We start from the raw sequence: 18,226 nt of genomic DNA, 5'->3' as shown, positions 1-18,226 counted from the left end.
AGTTGTCCTTTGACTGAAAGTTTCTAATTGTTACACCGCATAAGTTCTAGGTAAGTAGTTGGGCTTTAGCCCTCTTTAAAAAGTACGTAGTTGGGCTTTAGCCCTCTTTAAAAAGTACGTAGTTGGGCTTTAGCCCTCTTTAAAAAGTACGTAGTTGGGCTTTAGCCCTAAGAGGGCTGAAGCCCAACTACGTACCTAGATATATTCTAAGTTGTTCCGCCATAATCTGAACATGAGGGGGATAATTCATAGTAATATGATTTCCTGGTACTTCTCGAACTTCTACCCCAACTCCAGCAACATCAATCCAGGGTAATTCTGGATTTTTCGCATTGACTTCATTTTGCTCTGTAGCACGGAAAAAGATAATTTTACCTTGATAAGTTTGCGGAATATAATTTCGCATTGCTTGAGCGTGTACTTTAAACAGATGAAGAAATTGCCGAATTTGCGGTAATCCAAAATCTGGAGGAACTACCCTATTAGCAACCTTTACCTGTTCTAAAAAGTAGATAAGTTGCGCCTCTGGTTCAAGTTTTTGAAGGATATCCATAGAAAGAGACAGATTAAAACCAACACCCAGTAAGTATACCAGAATTGTGGTATCATCTTCTGTCGCTAAAACAGGCATTTGACCAGGGCCAGGAGTATCTATTAAAGTTAGCAATCCTATCTTTTCACCTTGAGCTTTGAGTTGCTGCGCCATCTCAAAAGCAACAGTACCTCCAAAGGAAGAACCACCCAGAAAATAGGGCCCTTCAGGTTGGCGAATCCGTACCGCTTCAATATAGCTAGTCGCCATTTCCTCAACAGTAAAAGACTGTGTTTCCCCATCTGAAACGTGGGCTTGTATGCCAAAAACAGGCAAATCTGAACCTAGATAACGTGCTAAATCTCGATAAATGTAAACGTGGCCGCCTACCGGATGAACTAAGAACAAAGGTTGCTTAAAACTACCGCGCTGAATTTCTACTAACAAGGAGTCAGAAACTGCCTGTAATTGATGTTTATCACTCTCAGACAAATCGTAATTTTCTTTAGCTAATTCAGCCAAAGCTGCAATTGTTGGTGATTGCAATAGGCTATGAGGAGACAATGATATTTGTAGAGTTTCGTTTAATTTAGTTATTAGTTGAACTGCTAATAATGAGTCTCCACCTAAATCAAAGAAATCATCATAAATCCCTATTTGCTGAATCCCAATAAATTCTTGCCAGATATTAGTAATGGTTTGTTCAATCTCATCTCTAGGTGCAGCATAAGTATTGTTTAAATTTGGTCTTGAGTGGAGTGTTGAATCTATTTTTTTGGCATCATCTGTATCTGGTAAAGATGTAGTTTGAATTTGTGGATCGATTCCTGGTGCTTCAATCCAATAACGTTGACGTTCAAAGGGATAAGTTGGTAAAGGAATGCGATAACGTTGCTCATTAGCATAAATTTTAGACCAATCTATTTGTACTCCTCCTAACCAGAGTTTACCCAAGGTAGTAAGTAAGAAAGCTACATCGGAATTTTGGTCTTGTGGATGGCGCAATGAAGAAAGTACAATCTGTTCCGATGCTTTATTTGGATGCTGTTTTGCTAGGGTGTTCAATGTCCGTCCCGGCCCCACTTCTAACAATATTTGGTTTTGGTCTTTTAATAGCTGTTGTAAGCCATCGGCAAACCTTACTGTTTGACGTAGATGTTGAGCATAATAACTCGGATTTGTCGCCTCCGTCGTTGTAATCCAAGTGCCAGTAACGTTAGACAAATAGGGAATTTTAGGCGCTTTCAGCTTAACTTTTTTCACCTGTTCGGTGAATGGTGTTAAAATTGGCTCCATCATCTGTGAATGGAAGGCATGGGATGTGTGCAAACGGCGACATTCTACACCTTTTTTAATTAACTTTTGTTGTAATTCATCTATGGCTTCATTATTACCTGAAACCACGCTCATAGATGTTCCATTAATCACAGCTAAGTCGAGTTTATTGCCCAGAAAGGGTTGTATTTGCTGTTCGGGAAGTGGAACGGCAATCATTGAACCAGCAGGCATTTTTTGCATTAAATTACCTCTTGCTGCTACCAAGGATAAGCCATCTTCCAAGGAGAAAACATCAGCCAAACACGCGGCTACATATTCACCAATACTATGACCAATCATGGCTTTAGGATGTACTCCCCAAGACATCCACAATTTAGCTAAAGCATACTCGATCGCAAATAGTGCTGGCTGTGTAATTGCAGTTTGTTTTAGTTGGTTTGTCGCTGTTTCTGCTTCTGTCTCGCTGGGATAAAGTACGTGGCGGAGGTCAATTTCCAAGTGATGTTTAAGAATTTCCGAAGATAGATCGATTTGTTCGCGAAATATTGGTTCACTTTGGTAGAGTTCTAAACTCATATTAATGTACTGCGAACCCTGTCCTGAAAACATAAATACCACAGGTGTATTTTTAGACTCTTGGAAGCTTGTAAAAACTTGTTTTGGATCGAGATTTTCAAGAGCAATTGTACTTTCTTCAACGCTATTACAAACTACTATCCGTCGATGGCTAAAAGTCCTCCTACCAATTTGCAGCGTGTAACCAACATCAGCCAGGTTTAGAGCGGAATTTTGCTTTAAATATTTTGCTAAATTTGCGGTTGCCTTATCTAAGGCAGTGCTAGTTTTTGCCGATAAAACTAACAGTTGATATTCTGGGGCGGGCACGGGGGCACCGCCCCTACTATTTCTGTTCAATAGTTCTACATTAGGCGCTTCTTCTAACACCACATGAGCATTAGTTCCACCGATGCCAAAAGAGCTCACTCCAGCACGGCGGGGTGTTTTACCTGCTTTCCATTCAGCAAGTTTAGTATTAACATAAAATGGACTATTGGCAAAATCAATTTTAGGATTAGGCTGTTCAAAATGCAGGCTAGGTGGTATTATTTGGTGTTTAAGAGATTGGACAGTTTTGATTAAACCAGTGACACCAGCCGCAGTATCTAAATGTCCGATATTGGTTTTTGCCGAACCGATGGCACAGAAGCCTTTTTTCTTAGTTTCAACTGAGAAAGCTTGCGTCAGGGCCGCTATTTCTATGGGATCTCCCAGGGGTGTTCCAGTTCCGTGAGCTTCTATATAACTAATAGTTTCAGGAGGAGTTTCTGCTAATGCTAAAGCATCTGCGATCGCCTGCGCTTGACCATCTATACTAGGAGCAGTATAACCAATTTTGAAAGCACCATCATTATTAATCGCACAACCTTTGATTACTGCATGAATATAATCTCCATCTGCGATCGCTTCCTCTAATCTTTTCAAAACCACAATACCCACACCGCTACCGCTAACAGTTCCCTGTGCCTTAGCATCAAAGGCTCTACAGTGTCCGTCTGGAGAAAGAATCATTCCCTCTTTATACAAATATCCTGTCTTTTGGTTAACGCCGATAGAAACGCCACCAGCCAAAGCCATATCGCACTGATAATTTAGCAAGCTTTGGCAAGCCATGCTAATAGCAACCAATGAAGTAGAACAGGCTGTTTGTACAGTCACGCTCGGCCCTTTTAAGTTTAATTTATAAGAAACGCGAGTTGACAGAAAATCTTTCTCATTGGCGATCGCAAGTTGATAATCTCCAACTGATTCTCTAAGCTGACGATTAGGATAAAGGTTATTCAAGAAATAAGTATTGAAACTCCCTGCACCAGCGTAAACTCCAATCGAACCTTCGTAAGTTTCCGAGTTATAACCAGCACTTTCTAAAGCTTCCCAAGCCGATTCTAAGAAAAAGCGGTGTTGTGGATCGGTAATTTCTGCTTCTCTTGGATTAAAGCCAAAGAATGCAGCATCAAACAACTCAATATCTGCTAATACGGCTCTTGCTTTTACATAGCGTGGATTGTGCAATACTGACTCATCAATGCCTGAAGATTTAAGTTCCTCTTCAGAAAAGAAAGAAATAGATTCCACACCATCGCGGAGGTTTTGCCAAAATTCATCAACATTTTTAGCACCGGGAAAACGACCGGCCATACCGACGATCGCGATACCTTCTATAGAGTCGGGAGTTTCAGTATTATCCATTTTTATTCTTTCCCTTTAGCGCTTGTTTTTGCTTTTGCTTATTGATTGCCTCTTTTTGTTTTTTGATGCGATCTTCACTTTGCCCAAAAGAAGATTGTTCGTCGGTTTCCTCACTTAAATATTTAGCCAAAGAACTGATGGTTGGATATTTAAACATCTCAACGATTGAAATCTCTTGTTCCACCACTTCGCGCAGTTGGCTATGAGCCTGAGCCATCAGTAACGAATGACCGCCTAGATCGAAGAAATTATCATCTACACCTACTTTTTCTAAGTGTAATACCTGTTGCCAAACTGTAGCGATGGATTGTTCAATCTCAGTTTGGGGTGCGATATAAGTTGTTTCCAACTGTGGGTTAATAGCATCTGGAGCTGGCAGTGCCTTGCGGTCTATTTTACCGTTTGGTGTGAGCGGTAAATGATTCAAAAATACAAAGCTGGAGGGAACCATATAGTCGGGTAGTTTCTGCTTCAAAAAGTCGCGTAAGCTCCCGACTGTTGTGCGTTGCAAAACTTTCAAGAAACCCTGAGTTTCCAGAAGGTAATCTATGCTTTGTTGAACTAGAGTCTGCTCAGTCCGGGTGAGGGCGAACTGAATCCCACATTGTTGCCCTTGTCGCCAGACGAGCCTGCCTTGCAACCATTGCTCCTCAATCAAACCAGGTAGGCGCAGATACAGGCGGACGGGTTGACCGGGTTGACAAGCATCTGGTACGCCGACTATGCAGACACCACCGATAGAAATGTCTTCTGTGCGAACTTCCACCGCAGGACTTGTGCCAAATTCTGCCAAACACGCACTCTGATAAGGTACTCGTTCTAGTCTGAGGTTGGAAAGAATATAAGCTACTAGGCGCTGATTGCCAGAGGCTTCCTCGCGGTTGATAACTAGAGACTCCTGCACATCCGGGTGTTGGCTCAATACGGCTTCAATTTCGCCGAGTTCGATGCGGAAGCCGCGAATTTTCACTTGATGGTCGATGCGGCCTAGAAATTCGATATTACCGTCGGGTAGGTAGCGGGCTAGGTCGCCAGTTTTGTAGAGGCGAGAACCTAATTCATTGCTAAAGGGGTTGGGGATAAAGCGATCGCTTGTTAGTTTGGGTCGGTTGAGGTAGCCCCGTGCTAAACCATCGCCACCAATGTATAACTCTCCGGGTACGCCGATCGGGACAAGTTGCAGTTGGGTATCTAGAATATAAACCTGCGTGTTAGCTATAGGTTGTCCGATAGGCGGTGCTGTGTCGGTTTGGTCTCTAGCAGGAATGACGCAGGAAGTAGTAACGACAGTATTTTCAGTTGGGCCGTAATTATTTACTAGCTTCACCGAGAGTTCTGGTAAAGAATAGTTATGGAGTTTGTCTCCCCCAGTCAGCAAAACTCGCAAACTTACATCATCAGGCCAATCAAACAACAATACACTTTCTGCTAGTGTTGTTGGTAGAAAAGAGATAGTAATTGCATTGGAAATTAGCCAATCCTGAAGGTACTTGGGTGAAATGCGAATTTGTTCATTGGCGATATAAATACTCGCTCCTGCACTCAAGTAAGGCCACAACTCCCACACTGATGCGTCAAATGCAGGTCCCGCTATTTGAGTTGCCCGATCCGTAGACGACACAGAAAAAGTTTCTTGATGCCAGAAGACAAGATTAAGCAATGCTCGATGTTCAATTAGAACTCCTTTTGGCCGGCCTGTAGATCCTGAAGTGTAAATTACATAGGCTAGATTCTCAGAGGTTACGCTGTATCCAGGGTTTTCCTCGCTCTGTCGCTCAATTATTTCCCAGTCAGTGTCCAGACAAACAGTACGCCCTTGATGTTTGGGAAGAGATTTTATCAACCGCGCCTGAGTCAGCAGCACTGCTACTTCGGCATCTTCTAGCATGAAAGCTAAACGCTCTGCGGGATAAGCTGGGTCTAGCGGTACATAAGCCCCGCCAGCTTTCAGAATGCCCAGGAGTCCTACTACCATTTCCAAGGAACGCTCTACACAGATCCCCACCAATACCTCTGCACCCACACCCAAATTACGCAGATGATACGCTAGCTGATTTGCTCGTTGATTCAGCTCTTTATAGGTAAGTTGCTCATCTTCAAAGACTAATGCGATCGCATCGGGCGATCGCTCTACCTGCTCTTCAAACAACTGGTGTATACAAGCATCTTTACGGTAATCGGTTTCGGTATGATTCCACGCTGCTAACTGCTGTCGCTCAAATTCAGTTAAAAGAGGCAACTCCGAAATTTTCTGGTCTGGGTTAGCGACGATGCCTTCCAGTAAAATCTGAAAATGCCCTACCATCCGCTCGATCGTCTCAGCATTAAATAAATCTGTGCTGTACTCAAAACGACCGACTATGCCTTCTGGTCTCTCGTCAAGTTCGAGGTACAGGTCGGACTTTGCCGTACCGGTATCCACGTCTAGCTGGCTGATTGTCCACCCATCCATTTCGACAAGCGGGGGTTCGAGGACAAACGCAACTTGAAACAGAGGATTATAACTGAGATTCCGCTCTGGTTGCAGTTCTTCCACTAGCTTCTGGAAAGGCAATTCTTGGTGAGCGTAAGCCCCTAATGTCACCTCACGCACCCTCACAAGCAGTTCCTTAAAACTGGGGTTGCCAGAAAGATCGCTACGCATTACTAAAGTGTTGAGGAAGTAACCAATCATCCCCTCTAGCTCTTGTTGGTTGCGGATGTTGGCGGCAGTGCCCACTGGAATGTCAGTCTGCCCCGTATAGCGGTAGAGCAAGGTTTGGAATGCTGCCATCAAAGTCATAAACAGGGTGACACCTTCTCTACGACTCAGATCCTTAAGCATCTCGGTTAGGCTCAGAGGTAGTTCTAGACATTGCCTCGCACCCCGGAAGGTTTGAACCAGCGATCGCGCTCGATCTGTAGGCAGTTGCAGTGTTGGCAAATCGGCTAGTTGCTGTTTCCAGTATCTCAGTTGGTTTTCCAGCACTTCTCCCTGTAGCCATTGCCGTTGCCAGTAGGCAAAATCTGCGAACTGAATTGGTATTTCTGGGAGGGGCGATGGCAAGCCTAAAGCAAAGGCGGTGTAGAGTTCCGCGAGTTCCTTTAACAAGACGCTGTAAAGAGAGACAGCATCAATAATGATGTGGTGTATGGTCAGGAATAACCTGTAATCTGTCTCGCCTAACTGTATGAGAGTACCCCGCAGTAGCGGCCCTTGGGTGAGGTCAAAAGGCTGCTTTGCTTCCAAAGTTGCCAGTCGCAAGGCTTCAGACTCCCGTTCTATCTCTGGTAATTCCTCAAGATTCACCACTGGTAAGGCAAAATTAAAGGCATCTTGAATCATCATCACTGGTTGCCCATTCGCAATACCAAAGGTGGTTCGCAAAATTTCGTGACGCTTGACGATTTCGCTGATGCTGCGCTCTAGTGCGGCGATATTGACCGAACCAGGTAGACGAATGGTAATCGGTTCGTTATAGAAAGGTGTATCGGGAGCCAGTTGACATAAAAACCACAGTTGTTGCTGGCTGAAAGACAAAGGCAAATCCTGATCGCGCGAAATTGGTTGAATCGGTGGAGCCTGGGTTATGGGAGCTTTTTGACTGGCGATTTCCAGATTGTGAGCCAGATCCGCTACTGTGGCAGACTCAAATAGGGTACGCAAGGGTAATTCCATCTGGAAGGTGTCTCGCATTCGAGTTGCAATCTGCGTGACTAGCAGAGAGTGACCTCCCAATTCCAAGAAGTTATCGCGAATACCAACTCGCTCTAATCCCAACACTTCCGCCCAAATGCCTGCGACTACTTCTTCGACTGGAGTTTGAGGTGCTACATAATCTTGTCGTACTTCGGGAATTTTTTTAACGGCAGGTGCTAATAGCTTCTGGCGGTCTATTTTGCCGTTCGGCGTTAGCGGCAAGCTTTTCAGGAATATAAAGCTGGAAGGCACCATGTATTCGGGCAACTTATCTTTCAGGAAGTTACGCAATTTGCCTGCGACGGTGCGTTGCAAAAATTTTAAGAAGCCTTGGGTTTCTAAGAGATGGTCTATACTCTGCTGAATTACAGCTTCTTCAATGGGTGTGAGAGATAAATCAATTCCCGCCTGATTTCCTTCACACCAAGCAACAGTTCCCTCAAAACATTGCTCTTGGGTATTTCCGGGTAGTACGAGGCGGAGGCGAACTTGCTTACCTCTTGCCCAATTATCGGGCACTCCAACTACGCCGATGCCACCTACTGATATGTCTTCTGTGTGTAGTTTAAGGGAGCGATCGCCATCAAATTCTGCTAAACATTCGCTTTTAAATGGTGTGCGTTCTGCGGTGACTTTAGAAACAATATAAGCTATCAACCGCTTCTGTCCGGGGACATCCTCTTGTGCTGTTACCACTGCTACCTGCACATCTGGATGTTGTCCCAGCACTGCTTCAATCTCGCCTAGTTCGATGCGGAAGCCGCGAATTTTAACTTGGTGGTCGATGCGACCTTGAAATTCGATGTTACCATCGGGTAAATAGCGACCTAAATCGCCTGTACAGTAAAGGCGATCGCCTGTATGGGGATGATTAATGAAGCGTTTGCTGGTTTTTTCTTCATCTCGCCAATAGCATCTCGCTAAACCGATTCCGCCGATGTAGAGTTCCCCAACTTCTCCCTCATTACAAGGCTCCATTGCTTCGTTGAGGACGTAGAATTTCTGGTTAGTCATCGATCGACCGTAAGGGATACTTTTCCAGTTAGGATCGATGGTTTCTATGGGATATAAAATCGACCAGATGGAAGCCTCGGTTGCGCCTCCTAAGCCAATAACAGCGGGGGTTGAAGGTTGGGCTATAGTTTCATTTTTAGGACTTACTGGGTATCCAGAAACCGGGTTTTTTACCGAATCTACGGGCTGTAACGAAGTATTTTCATCAAAAAACCCGGTTTCTTTAGTCGGAGTGCGTAAGTCCTGATTTTCTTGTAGGGGCAATCCCCCTGTGGTTGCCCCTTTTGGGTTTGGGGCAGGCACGGGGGCACTGCCCCTACAGATGACTAAAGTTTTGATTTGATCTGGCAAAGTCAGGGGTATCCAATCTCCGCTTAGAAGCACCAATCGCAGAGATGATGACAGAGTATTGCTATGAGCAGTGGCATAATCTACAAGCATCTGCATCAAGGCGGGTGCTGAGTTCCAGATTGTGACTTGCGATCGCGCGATCGCCTCAACCCAATCAGCGGGATCTGGCGTTGCTGATACTTTAGGGATCACAACGGTTCCTCCCGCAGCCAACAAGCCGAAAATGTCGTATACAGATAAGTCAAAGCTGAGGGAAGATAGAGCTAAGACGCGATCGCCTGCTCCAACTTCAAAGCGATCGTTAATATCAAGAAGCGTGTTAACTGCGCCACTATGGGCGATCGCAACTCCCTTGGGTTGACCAGTAGAGCCAGATGTATAAATCACATAGGCTAAATTATCGGGTGTCACCTCACTGTCTGGGTTTTCCTTGCTGAAGCGATCGATTATTTCTGAATTTCCATCCAAACAGATAACATGGGCTTGGTGTTCGGGAAGAGAATCGACTAAATGTTTTTGTGTAAGCAAAACTGGCGTTTGCGAATGTTCTAACATGAATGCCAGTCTATTTACTGGATAATTCGGATCTAGTGGTACATAAGCGCCACCAGCTTTGAGAATACCTAATAGACCTACAACCATTTCTAGCGATCGCTCTACACAAGCGGCAACCAGTACCTCTGGCCCAACACCCAGAGTCTTCAGATAATGCGCCAACTGGTTAGCTTGGGAGTTTAGCTCTTGATAGGTTAGCTGCTTCCCTTCAAATATTACTGCAATAGCGTCAGGCGATCGCTTTACTTGGAACTCAAATAGCTGGTGGATGCACTTATCCTGAAAATTATCTAACATTTTATTCTTCCTTAGATCGAGAAATACTGATTTTTTTACTCCGTTCGCATAAGCGTTGTGGAGTTAATATCCGAGTCTCAGCCAAAGGGCTTAAATAATTGAACTAACTATCAAAAATACCTGATGTTTTCTTGATAGATATCTTACTGCGAACCTAAGACTTAAGAAATATTATGAAAACGATTACAACAAGAGCCTCTAAAGGCTATTGATTTTCAATCTAACGGATGGTGATATTTTTGTAAATCTACCTTTAGTGGTATTTTTGAGAGTAAAAATAAATGCCAAAAAAATGCACAAACAGGTAAATATTATTCCTGTCTTACTAAAGCCAGTAACTTTCTACCTTCTGTATTCTGCCTTCTGCCTTCTGCCTTCTGCCTTCTACTTACTTATTATTTCGTTTACTGCTTGATTGGAATCTCAATCACAAACTCCGCTCCCTTTTCTGGCGCTGAAATACAAGTTAGCCTACCCTGATGTTTTTCCACTACAATTTGATAGCTAATAGCTAAACCTAAACCAGTACCAGATCCAACAGGTTTCGTAGTAAAGAAAGGATCGAAAACTCTTCGACATACTTCCTCTGTCATCCCCACTCCATTGTCCGCAATACATATCTCTACGTTGTTACCGTTTACAATACTGGTGCGAATGCAAATTTTTCCTTTTTTATTTACTGCTACTGTAGAAGAAACTAAAAATGATTCTTCTATCGCATCAATCGCATTGCCGAGTATATTCATAAATACTTGGTTAAGAAAGCCAGGGTAGCACTCTACACTAGGTAGCTTTCCATACTCTTTAATAATTTCAATTCCAGGATGCTCTGGCTTAGCTTTTAATTGATTTTGCAACAAAAGCAAAGTGCTATCGATCCCTTCATGGATATCTACCTGTTTCATTACCGCCTCATCCAAGCGCGAGAAATTCCGCAGCGACAAGACAATCTGGCGAATGCGTTCAGCCCCTACTTGCATTGAATCAAGCAGTCTAGGAAAATCAGAAATTAAGAATTCCAGATCGATACTTTCTGCAAGGTTCTCAATCTCAGGAGTTGCATCAGGCAATTCCTTCTGGTAAAGATTCAGCAATCCCAGCAAGTCATGGAAATAGTCACTAGCATGGGTAAGATTGCCATAGATAAAGTTAATCGGATTATTGATTTCGTGAGCAACCCCACCAACCATTTGCCCCAGACTTGACATTTTTTCAGTTTGAATTAACTGAGTCTGTGTCACTTGCAATTCTTTAAGGGTAAGTTCAAGCTGAATTGCTTGTTCTTTCAAAAGCGTATTTTTTTCTTGTAACTCCAGTGTCCTTAATTCCACCTTCTCTTCCAGGGTTTGGTTGTAATCGTCTAATTGCTCGTTGGCTGTTTTCAAGTTTTCAGTTGCAGTTTCTAATTTCCCATAAAGCATCGCATTTTTAAGGGATATAGCTATCTGTGAAGAAAGTATTTTTAATACTTCCAGCCTCTGAGGTGTAAATGCACCACTTGTGATATTATTTTCCAAGTAAAGAATACCAATTAGCTTGCCTTGATTAATAATAGGCATAGACAATATTGACTTCGGTTGTGTTTTTATGATGTAAGGATCGTTTATGAATCTTCCTGACACGGTTGCATCATTTAAGACAACATTTTCTTTAGCTATTCCCACGTAGTTGATTATAGAAACAGGTAGATTATCACTGTTTTCAACGGGTGACTCCGAACACAAAACAACCGTATTTTTATCCACAACACCTGTAGCTTCTATCAAAAGCTTTCCATCTTTTTCTAAAATCAGGTAACTATTAGTAGCTCCGGCATTTTCCATCACAATTTTCAGTAGCTTATCCAGCAACTTATCGAGAACTATTTCTTCTGCCAAGACCAGAGATGCTTTATTGACAGTGGACAAATCCAAAACTGCCGAACTTCCTCCTGTAGTCGATGTTGTTGTCCTATTAATCTCTATGCCTGTCGATTCTCGCATCAGCATCTCGGAAAATACCAAGGGATATCTAGACTCTAAATCTTTAACTTTAGCTTTAGCTCCCCAACGAATATATCCGTAGTAAGCCTGTGTTAGATAGATTCGAGCAAACTTGTCTCTACCGAGGGAGAAATAAAACTCTGCTGCTAGTTCCGATGCTATTGCTTCTTCCTGAATATATCCTTGTGCTTTGGCTCCCGCTATAGCTCGGTCATAATATTCCATTGCTTCTACAATTTGCCCTTGAACTCGTGCTTTCTCTGCTTCCACAAGGTCGTACTTATGTTGGAAGTTAGAGGGGGCATGAAATGCCCATTTCTGCATTTGTTGTTGATTAGATTCTACTAAGCTGATATATTGTTGTTGTTCGCCGTGTGAAACTTGAGGATAAACAGCGAGGAGAGCGAGGGAATAATAGAAGTTATAAAAAGCAGCAATTACCATGCCCACCACACTGACTGCGTATTCTGCGGCTAAATAAGCGTTGGTAACAGCATTCTTAGGTTCTTTAAATAGATAAAAGAGAATCGTTTTGCTAACATAGGTAATAAACAGCAAAATTCGATTATTACTTTCAATAAAAACAGGTAACATTTCTGTTTCATTAAAACTCTTGCCAACCAACAAACATTGAGCTTCAGATTCATTGTGAAGATTTAGGGTCAGTTGTTGGAGGATCTGGATGTAGTAGATAGAATAATCTTGTTTTAGTTTGAACGCTAAATCAAGATATTGCCCTTGTGCTTCTTCTACAATATCTAATCGCTCCCCCGTCAAAAAGATGTTAGCGCAATAAAGAGTAATAGCATAACCAGCATATTCGATATCTCCAGTTTCTAACCCTATTTGAAACGCTGAGATTAAGGGAAGTAAACCTTTTTTAGCAGGCTCTTTCCAATGGATAACAAAACCGTTAAATAATTCATTAACTTTACATTTAAGCGAGTTAGTATTAAATTTATCCAATAACTTTAATGCCAAGTTACCAGAATGATATCCGGCATCTATATCCCCTATTACCGAACACAGTATTACACTATAAAAAGCATATACAAAAGCAGCAAGAGGGGAATTGCCATATTCCATGCAGATTTTAACTAGAGTTACTGCAAGCGGGAGCAAAATTTCTGGATTAGCAGTAGCAACAGGAGAAATAAGGGATGTCAATATCCTTAAAGCCGCTATTTTGTAAGGATCTGTCATTTCTGGGATATTGTCTAAGTCTGCGAGGTTTGGCAAATCAACCACAAAACCCCCGTCACCTAGGTCATTTGACAAAGAAACACCCAGCATATCCAGCACTTCCAGCCCAGTATCAATGGCTTTTAACATCTGATTTTGAGCCATATAAAACTGGATTTGTAACTCGTATACTTTCACTCTTTCGAGCAGGGTGTTAGCTTGTTGCAGAACAACTTCCGCAAGAGTTGCTGACCTTTCGTAATTGGTATTGAGATATTCTGCTTCCACCGCTTCTACATAGAGTGCTAGTGTCAGATCGTAGTTACTCTGCCAACTGTTTTCTGCTAAGAGTTTTAACCCTACTCTTAATTGCATGACAGCAGTTTCATAAGCTGACGCTGCTTTTGCTTTTCGACCAGCTATTAAATTTAATTGAGCAAGCTGGTATTTTTCTTCTTGTTCAGTAATGAATTCTACTCCGATATTTAGCTGGTTAACAATATCAAAGACATTTTCTTCTAGTGCGTCTTCATGTGTATTCTGCAACAATAGTTGCCCAATTTTCAGGTGCGTAGCTTTTTGCTGCTTAGAAGCAATTAGAGAATAAGCGGCTTGCTGTACTCGGTCATGCAAAAATTTGTAGGATACTTTGTAAGTATTAATTTCTAATTGGGCTCCTTGAATATTGCTGATTACTAAGGAGTTTTGACCATTGCACAGTAAAGGTATTTTGTAAGCATTTTCCCCGATAGGTAAAATTAGACCAGTCTGAAGCCCATCCCATAAAGCAGATGCCGTTTCTGAGAGCGATTGTTCGCTTACTATTGCCAAAACATCTAAATTAAATCGGTTGCCAATACAAGCTGCTAATTTTAAAACTTTCTGGGTATCTGAAGGTAGTTTTTGAAGGTTTCTGGCTATGAGTTCTACGACATTATAATCTGCGATCGCGACACTTTGAATTTGCCCTATATCCCACTGCCATTTACCAATACTGAAGTCAAATGTCAATAGTTTTTCTGCGTAAAGGGATGTGAGTAGTTGAGTAATAAAAAAAGGATTGCCTTGAGTTTTATTAAAAACTAGATCGGCTAATAAATTGCATTTTTCTATTTCTTTGTTATTGTTTTTAGCCAGCAAATTTTCTTGCTTAATTTCTCCTTTTTGCTCGGAAAAACAAACAGGAGGAGGGAGTGCTAATGAGTATTTGTCACCCAAGGTGTCAGCAACTAATTTATTGACTGTACTCAGTGTCAAGGGTTGAAGGATAATATTATTTACTATTGACCCAGATGAACGAATCCGATCTAAGGTCTGCATTAATGGATGAGTCGGGCTGACTTCGTTATCTCGATAGGCTCCAATTACCAATAAATATTGGCTATCTCTGTCAGTTAGCAGCACCTCAATCAATTTTAAAGAAGCAGAATCTGCCCACTGCAAATCATCTAAAAATAAAACTAGCGGATGTGTTTTTTGGGTAAAAACATTAATGAATTGTTTAAAGGCGAGATTGAAACGATTTTGTGATTCGCTTGGCCCTAATTGAGCAACTTCAGGTTGCTCGCCAACAATCAATTCTAATTCGGGAATAACATCAATTATTACTCTAGTATTTTGACCTAAATCATTTAAAATATTCTGCTTCCAAAGCTTGATTTTTTCGGAGCTTTCTGTTAATAGTTGCCGAATTAGTTCTTCAAAAGCTTGAATTAAAGCTGCATAGGGAATGTTTCGCTTGAATTGGTCAAATTTGCCAGCAATAAAATAACCCCGCGCTCCGACAATGGGTTTGTGGACTTCATATACTAAGCAAGATTTACCTATTCCTGAGTAACCGGAAACTAGCATGATTTCTGCTGTTCCCATGCTAACTCTGTCAAAAGCATCCATTAGATTGGCTACTTGTGTTTCTCGTCCGTACAGTTTTTGGGGAATCGAAAATTGACCGGATTTATCACGCTCGCCGGGAATGAAGTGACAATTTTTGCCAGGTTCTTGTAGTTGATTTAGACATTGTTCTAAATCTGCCTTGAGGCCATAACCACTTTGATATCTATCTTCAGCAGTCTTGGCTAATAATTTCATCACGATGTCAGAAATTATTTTGATAACCTCGCCATTTTTGATTTTAGATTCAGGATTTTTGCTCTTAATTTCTACTCTACTATGTTGCTCTTTTGCCCATATAAGATCCCAGAGGGGTACAGGCTGCTTAGCGATGTGGCAGTGAACTAATTCCATTGGCTCTGTAGTCTTAAATGGCAGTTCACCTGACATCATTTCATAGAATGTAACACCTAAAGAATAGAAGTCAGTGCGGTAGTCAATTGAGCGATTCATCCGCCCTGTTTGCTCTGGCGATATATAGGCAATTGTACCTTCTAATAATGTGGGATGGCTGAGTGTTTGGGTTTCTCTAGACAATCGCGTAGCGATGCTAAAGTCGGTAATTTTTACTTGGAGAGTAGCTGGAGTGATGATGATATTCGTCGGCTTAATATCTTTATGGATAATTTTACGTTCATGCAACTTTGCTAGAGAATCTGATAACTGAATAGCGATCGATAAAAACTCTTTTAGTTCAAGTTTGTGACTACTCAGAAACTTTTTTAGTGCCTCTCCTTGTGAATCTTCTAGTATTAATGCTACACCATTATGATGATTCTCTAAGCTGTAGGGCTTGACAATACCTTCTAAGTTGAGATTTCTAGAAATTTCATATTCATGCCTCAATTGCATAATCTCTTCGAGAGTAGGACAGTCTGCTTTCAACAGCTTGATGATTACAGCCTGCCCATCTTGCTTCCTCACGGCACGATAAACTACTGTGTTCAAACCATCATTAATTTTTTCTATTAGTTTGTAGTTTGTCTTGATACTCATATAATGTTCGCCTATCTTAATAATTGTGATGAGATAATGTGCTAGAATATACCGTATTAAAACTAAAGCTGGTATTGTTGAGAATACTGTCTTACAGTTTTGCGGCTAACAACGTTTGTAATATAGCATTTCTGCACTGGGTAGGGCGCTTTTAATTAGCAATTAGCAATTAGTAATTAGTAATTAGCAATTAGCAATTAGCCTGTCCTCATCTATATGAAAACTGTTATAGAAAGTATAGTAACTTAGTTGCCCTCTACTTGGAATCCGTATTTTCCACATTCTTTGTGGCTTTAGCTCATGCTTATCAATTTGAGTAAGTAAGTAGGTAGGCAGAGATAGACAAAACTAAGTAAAAAGACCAAGACCAGAAAGTTGCCATCAGCGACAAATTAACGACTCACGATCGCCACCCTCAACATTTTGACCTTGGATGCGATCGCTAAATTTTCGATGGTTTTCCCTGACCTAATGGACACCAATTGGCGCAAGCTTGTTGCCTCATATGGGTTTGCTTCCTTGGTGTCTGCCCTTCTTCCTACTGCTTATAAATGCGATCGAGTAGCCAAAGGGCGGCGACAATGCCGATAAAGTGGGCAAAAATAGCGTGGGTGTTGGCCAGTACCACAAAAATATCTAGGGGCTGGATGAACTGGTTAAAATTAATATTGGGATTGTATAACGCTTGTGGCTGAGCCAGAGATTTAGCCAAAAGCGTGCCGCTGATCGCTTCGGCCCCTAGTATGGTCAGGAACATCCCTACCGTATTACTCATTAGAGCAAATCGTACTGCTTGAATCGTGGCAGCCTTCTTGGGACGAGAATCGGTACTGGATGATCGCAATTCTCTTGACAAGCGAGTGTAGCGGAAAGCTCGATAAACACTATAGGCAAGTACCCCTAGCCCGCAAATCGCAAAAAATAAACCCCCGCCAGTACCAGGATTTGTGGAACGGGCACCAGGGGCCGCACTTGGGAAAGCAAAGGGGATGGCAAATAGCAAAATCAGCGCCGCAACTACTGCTAGCACTGACTGTGCCCAAAAGCAAACCCACCCGACATTACGAAGGGCAGAGGCAACTCGCTGGACAGCAGGTGGAAGCGACGAAAAGGACTCTAACTGATTTGACATATTTTCGAGTTGATGGAAGCTATGGGGCTGAAATTTAGAACATTTTTCTAACCAGGGAGGCTTGACGGTCGGTTAACCCTCTTTACACAATAGACATAAATGTTGAAGAATTGTAACTAAACAAGCTAGTTTAAACTTAACTAGCATACGTCGCGAGGAACCGCAAGCAATGTCGCAACTAGAACCCACCACTACTCCCAAGCTGGAACAACCAAAGTTTGGCTTCAACGACTACGCGGAACGCCTCAATGGTCGAGCCGCGATGGTTGGTTTTACCCTAACTCTGATTATCGAGTATTTCACTGGTCAGGGATTACTCTCTTGGCTAGGTCTCAACTAAATTTTAGCAATGGCTAAGGTCAGCCCCTATCTACTCAACCTTTTTTTACTGGTGAGTTATTTCTACGATCCTGCTCTAGTTAAGGGGGGCAAGCCTTCCTCAACCTGACAACCTCTGGGATTTAGTTAGAATAGACATTAGGGAGAACAGGTTCAGGGAGTTGTCCACATCAGACTGAAATTCTCGCGATTGAAAATTATCACGTCGTGAGGTGTGTCTGAGGTAAAATTTTGTAGCTCAAGAGCTTCGCAATTTGGTCGTGCTCGTCTACAATTCCCCAAGGTAAGGATAAGAAATTAAATTCGGCTAGCCTTTGAGCTAGAAAATCCCGAACCTTCCGCAAACTCTAAGTTTTAGAGATCGTAGATAAACAGAACTGAGTAAACCGCGATGAATGTTTCATGGCAGCGCATTTTAAAATCAGCTTACCGCAGGGAGCCTGTCACCAGCTTTGTGATTACCGTAGGGGCTGTTGATGCCGCGATCGGCGGTATGGCCGCGAGTGGGCCATTATTAGCTTTTGGACTCGGTACTGCTAGCGTAGCGATCGCTCTCCGTTGGTGGCAAATCCACAGTTCCTCTATCGAGCAACCGGCCCCAGCCCCAGAATATTATCTCCCTCCTCATTCTTCTAGACCTCAGTTGCCGATACTGAATGTGTCTAAGAAAAATCCTCCGTACTAAGGGAATTTTGGGTTTATCGAGATTATCTATGGGTAATAAAATCCATCGGTGAACCCATCCCTACCAC

General features: G+C 42.3%; 6 protein-coding genes. 2 read left to right on the top strand and 4 right to left on the bottom strand.

The window, feature by feature from the left end; all coding sequences use genetic code 11:
* Positions 1-187: 187 nt before the first annotated feature.
* From PY364_RS03140 to PY364_RS03125, 4 genes are all read right to left on the bottom strand, one after another.
* Positions 188-4,057, bottom strand: a complete 3,870-nt coding sequence (locus PY364_RS03140) for a beta-ketoacyl synthase N-terminal-like domain-containing protein (protein ID WP_275520491.1) — start codon at positions 4,055-4,057, stop codon at positions 188-190.
* Complete coding sequence (locus PY364_RS03135) at positions 4,050-9,953, bottom strand: non-ribosomal peptide synthetase (RefSeq protein WP_275520489.1); 5,904 nt, start codon at positions 9,951-9,953, stop codon at positions 4,050-4,052. Before PY364_RS03135 ends, PY364_RS03140 begins: the two co-directional genes overlap by 8 nt.
* 404 nt (positions 9,954-10,357) lie before the next feature.
* Positions 10,358-16,003, bottom strand: a complete 5,646-nt coding sequence (locus PY364_RS03130) for an ATP-binding sensor histidine kinase (RefSeq protein WP_275520487.1) — start codon at positions 16,001-16,003, stop codon at positions 10,358-10,360.
* Positions 16,004-16,541: 538 nt separating this feature from the next.
* The gene (locus tag PY364_RS03125; protein WP_275520485.1) at positions 16,542-17,135 is read right to left on the bottom strand and encodes a DUF3611 family protein; all 594 of its coding nucleotides are present in this window, start codon (positions 17,133-17,135) and stop codon (positions 16,542-16,544) included.
* Between the two features lie 169 nt (positions 17,136-17,304).
* On the opposite strand from PY364_RS03125, the gene PY364_RS03120 reads away from it, so the two are divergent.
* Together PY364_RS03120 and PY364_RS03115 are read left to right on the top strand one after the other, a co-directional pair.
* Positions 17,305-17,475 carry a hypothetical protein gene (locus tag PY364_RS03120; protein WP_275520483.1) on the top strand — a complete coding sequence of 57 codons (171 nt, stop codon included), beginning with the start codon at positions 17,305-17,307 and terminating at the stop codon, positions 17,473-17,475.
* A 390-nt stretch (positions 17,476-17,865) separates the two neighbouring features.
* Positions 17,866-18,159: a hypothetical protein gene (locus PY364_RS03115; protein WP_275520480.1), complete on the top strand. Its 294-nt coding sequence runs from the start codon at positions 17,866-17,868 to the stop codon at positions 18,157-18,159.
* The last annotated feature ends 67 nt before the right edge of the window (positions 18,160-18,226 follow it).

The sequence above is a fragment of the Kamptonema sp. UHCC 0994 genome (genome assembly GCF_029167235.1).
In the GTDB taxonomy this organism is placed as follows: Bacteria; Cyanobacteriota; Cyanobacteriia; order Cyanobacteriales; family Microcoleaceae; genus Kamptonema.
This window is presented reverse-complemented; position numbering and strand designations above follow the sequence as displayed.

Coding starts and splice junctions, on each gene's coding strand:
- PY364_RS03140 (WP_275520491.1), bottom strand. CDS start 4,057: ATGGATAATACTGAAACTCCCGACTCTATAGAAGGTATCGCGATCGTC.
- PY364_RS03135 (WP_275520489.1), bottom strand. CDS start 9,953: ATGTTAGATAATTTTCAGGATAAGTGCATCCACCAGCTATTTGAGTTC.
- PY364_RS03130 (WP_275520487.1), bottom strand. CDS start 16,003: ATGAGTATCAAGACAAACTACAAACTAATAGAAAAAATTAATGATGGT.
- PY364_RS03125 (WP_275520485.1), bottom strand. CDS start 17,135: ATGTCAAATCAGTTAGAGTCCTTTTCGTCGCTTCCACCTGCTGTCCAG.
- PY364_RS03120 (WP_275520483.1), top strand. CDS start 17,305: ATGTCGCAACTAGAACCCACCACTACTCCCAAGCTGGAACAACCAAAG.
- PY364_RS03115 (WP_275520480.1), top strand. CDS start 17,866: ATGAATGTTTCATGGCAGCGCATTTTAAAATCAGCTTACCGCAGGGAG.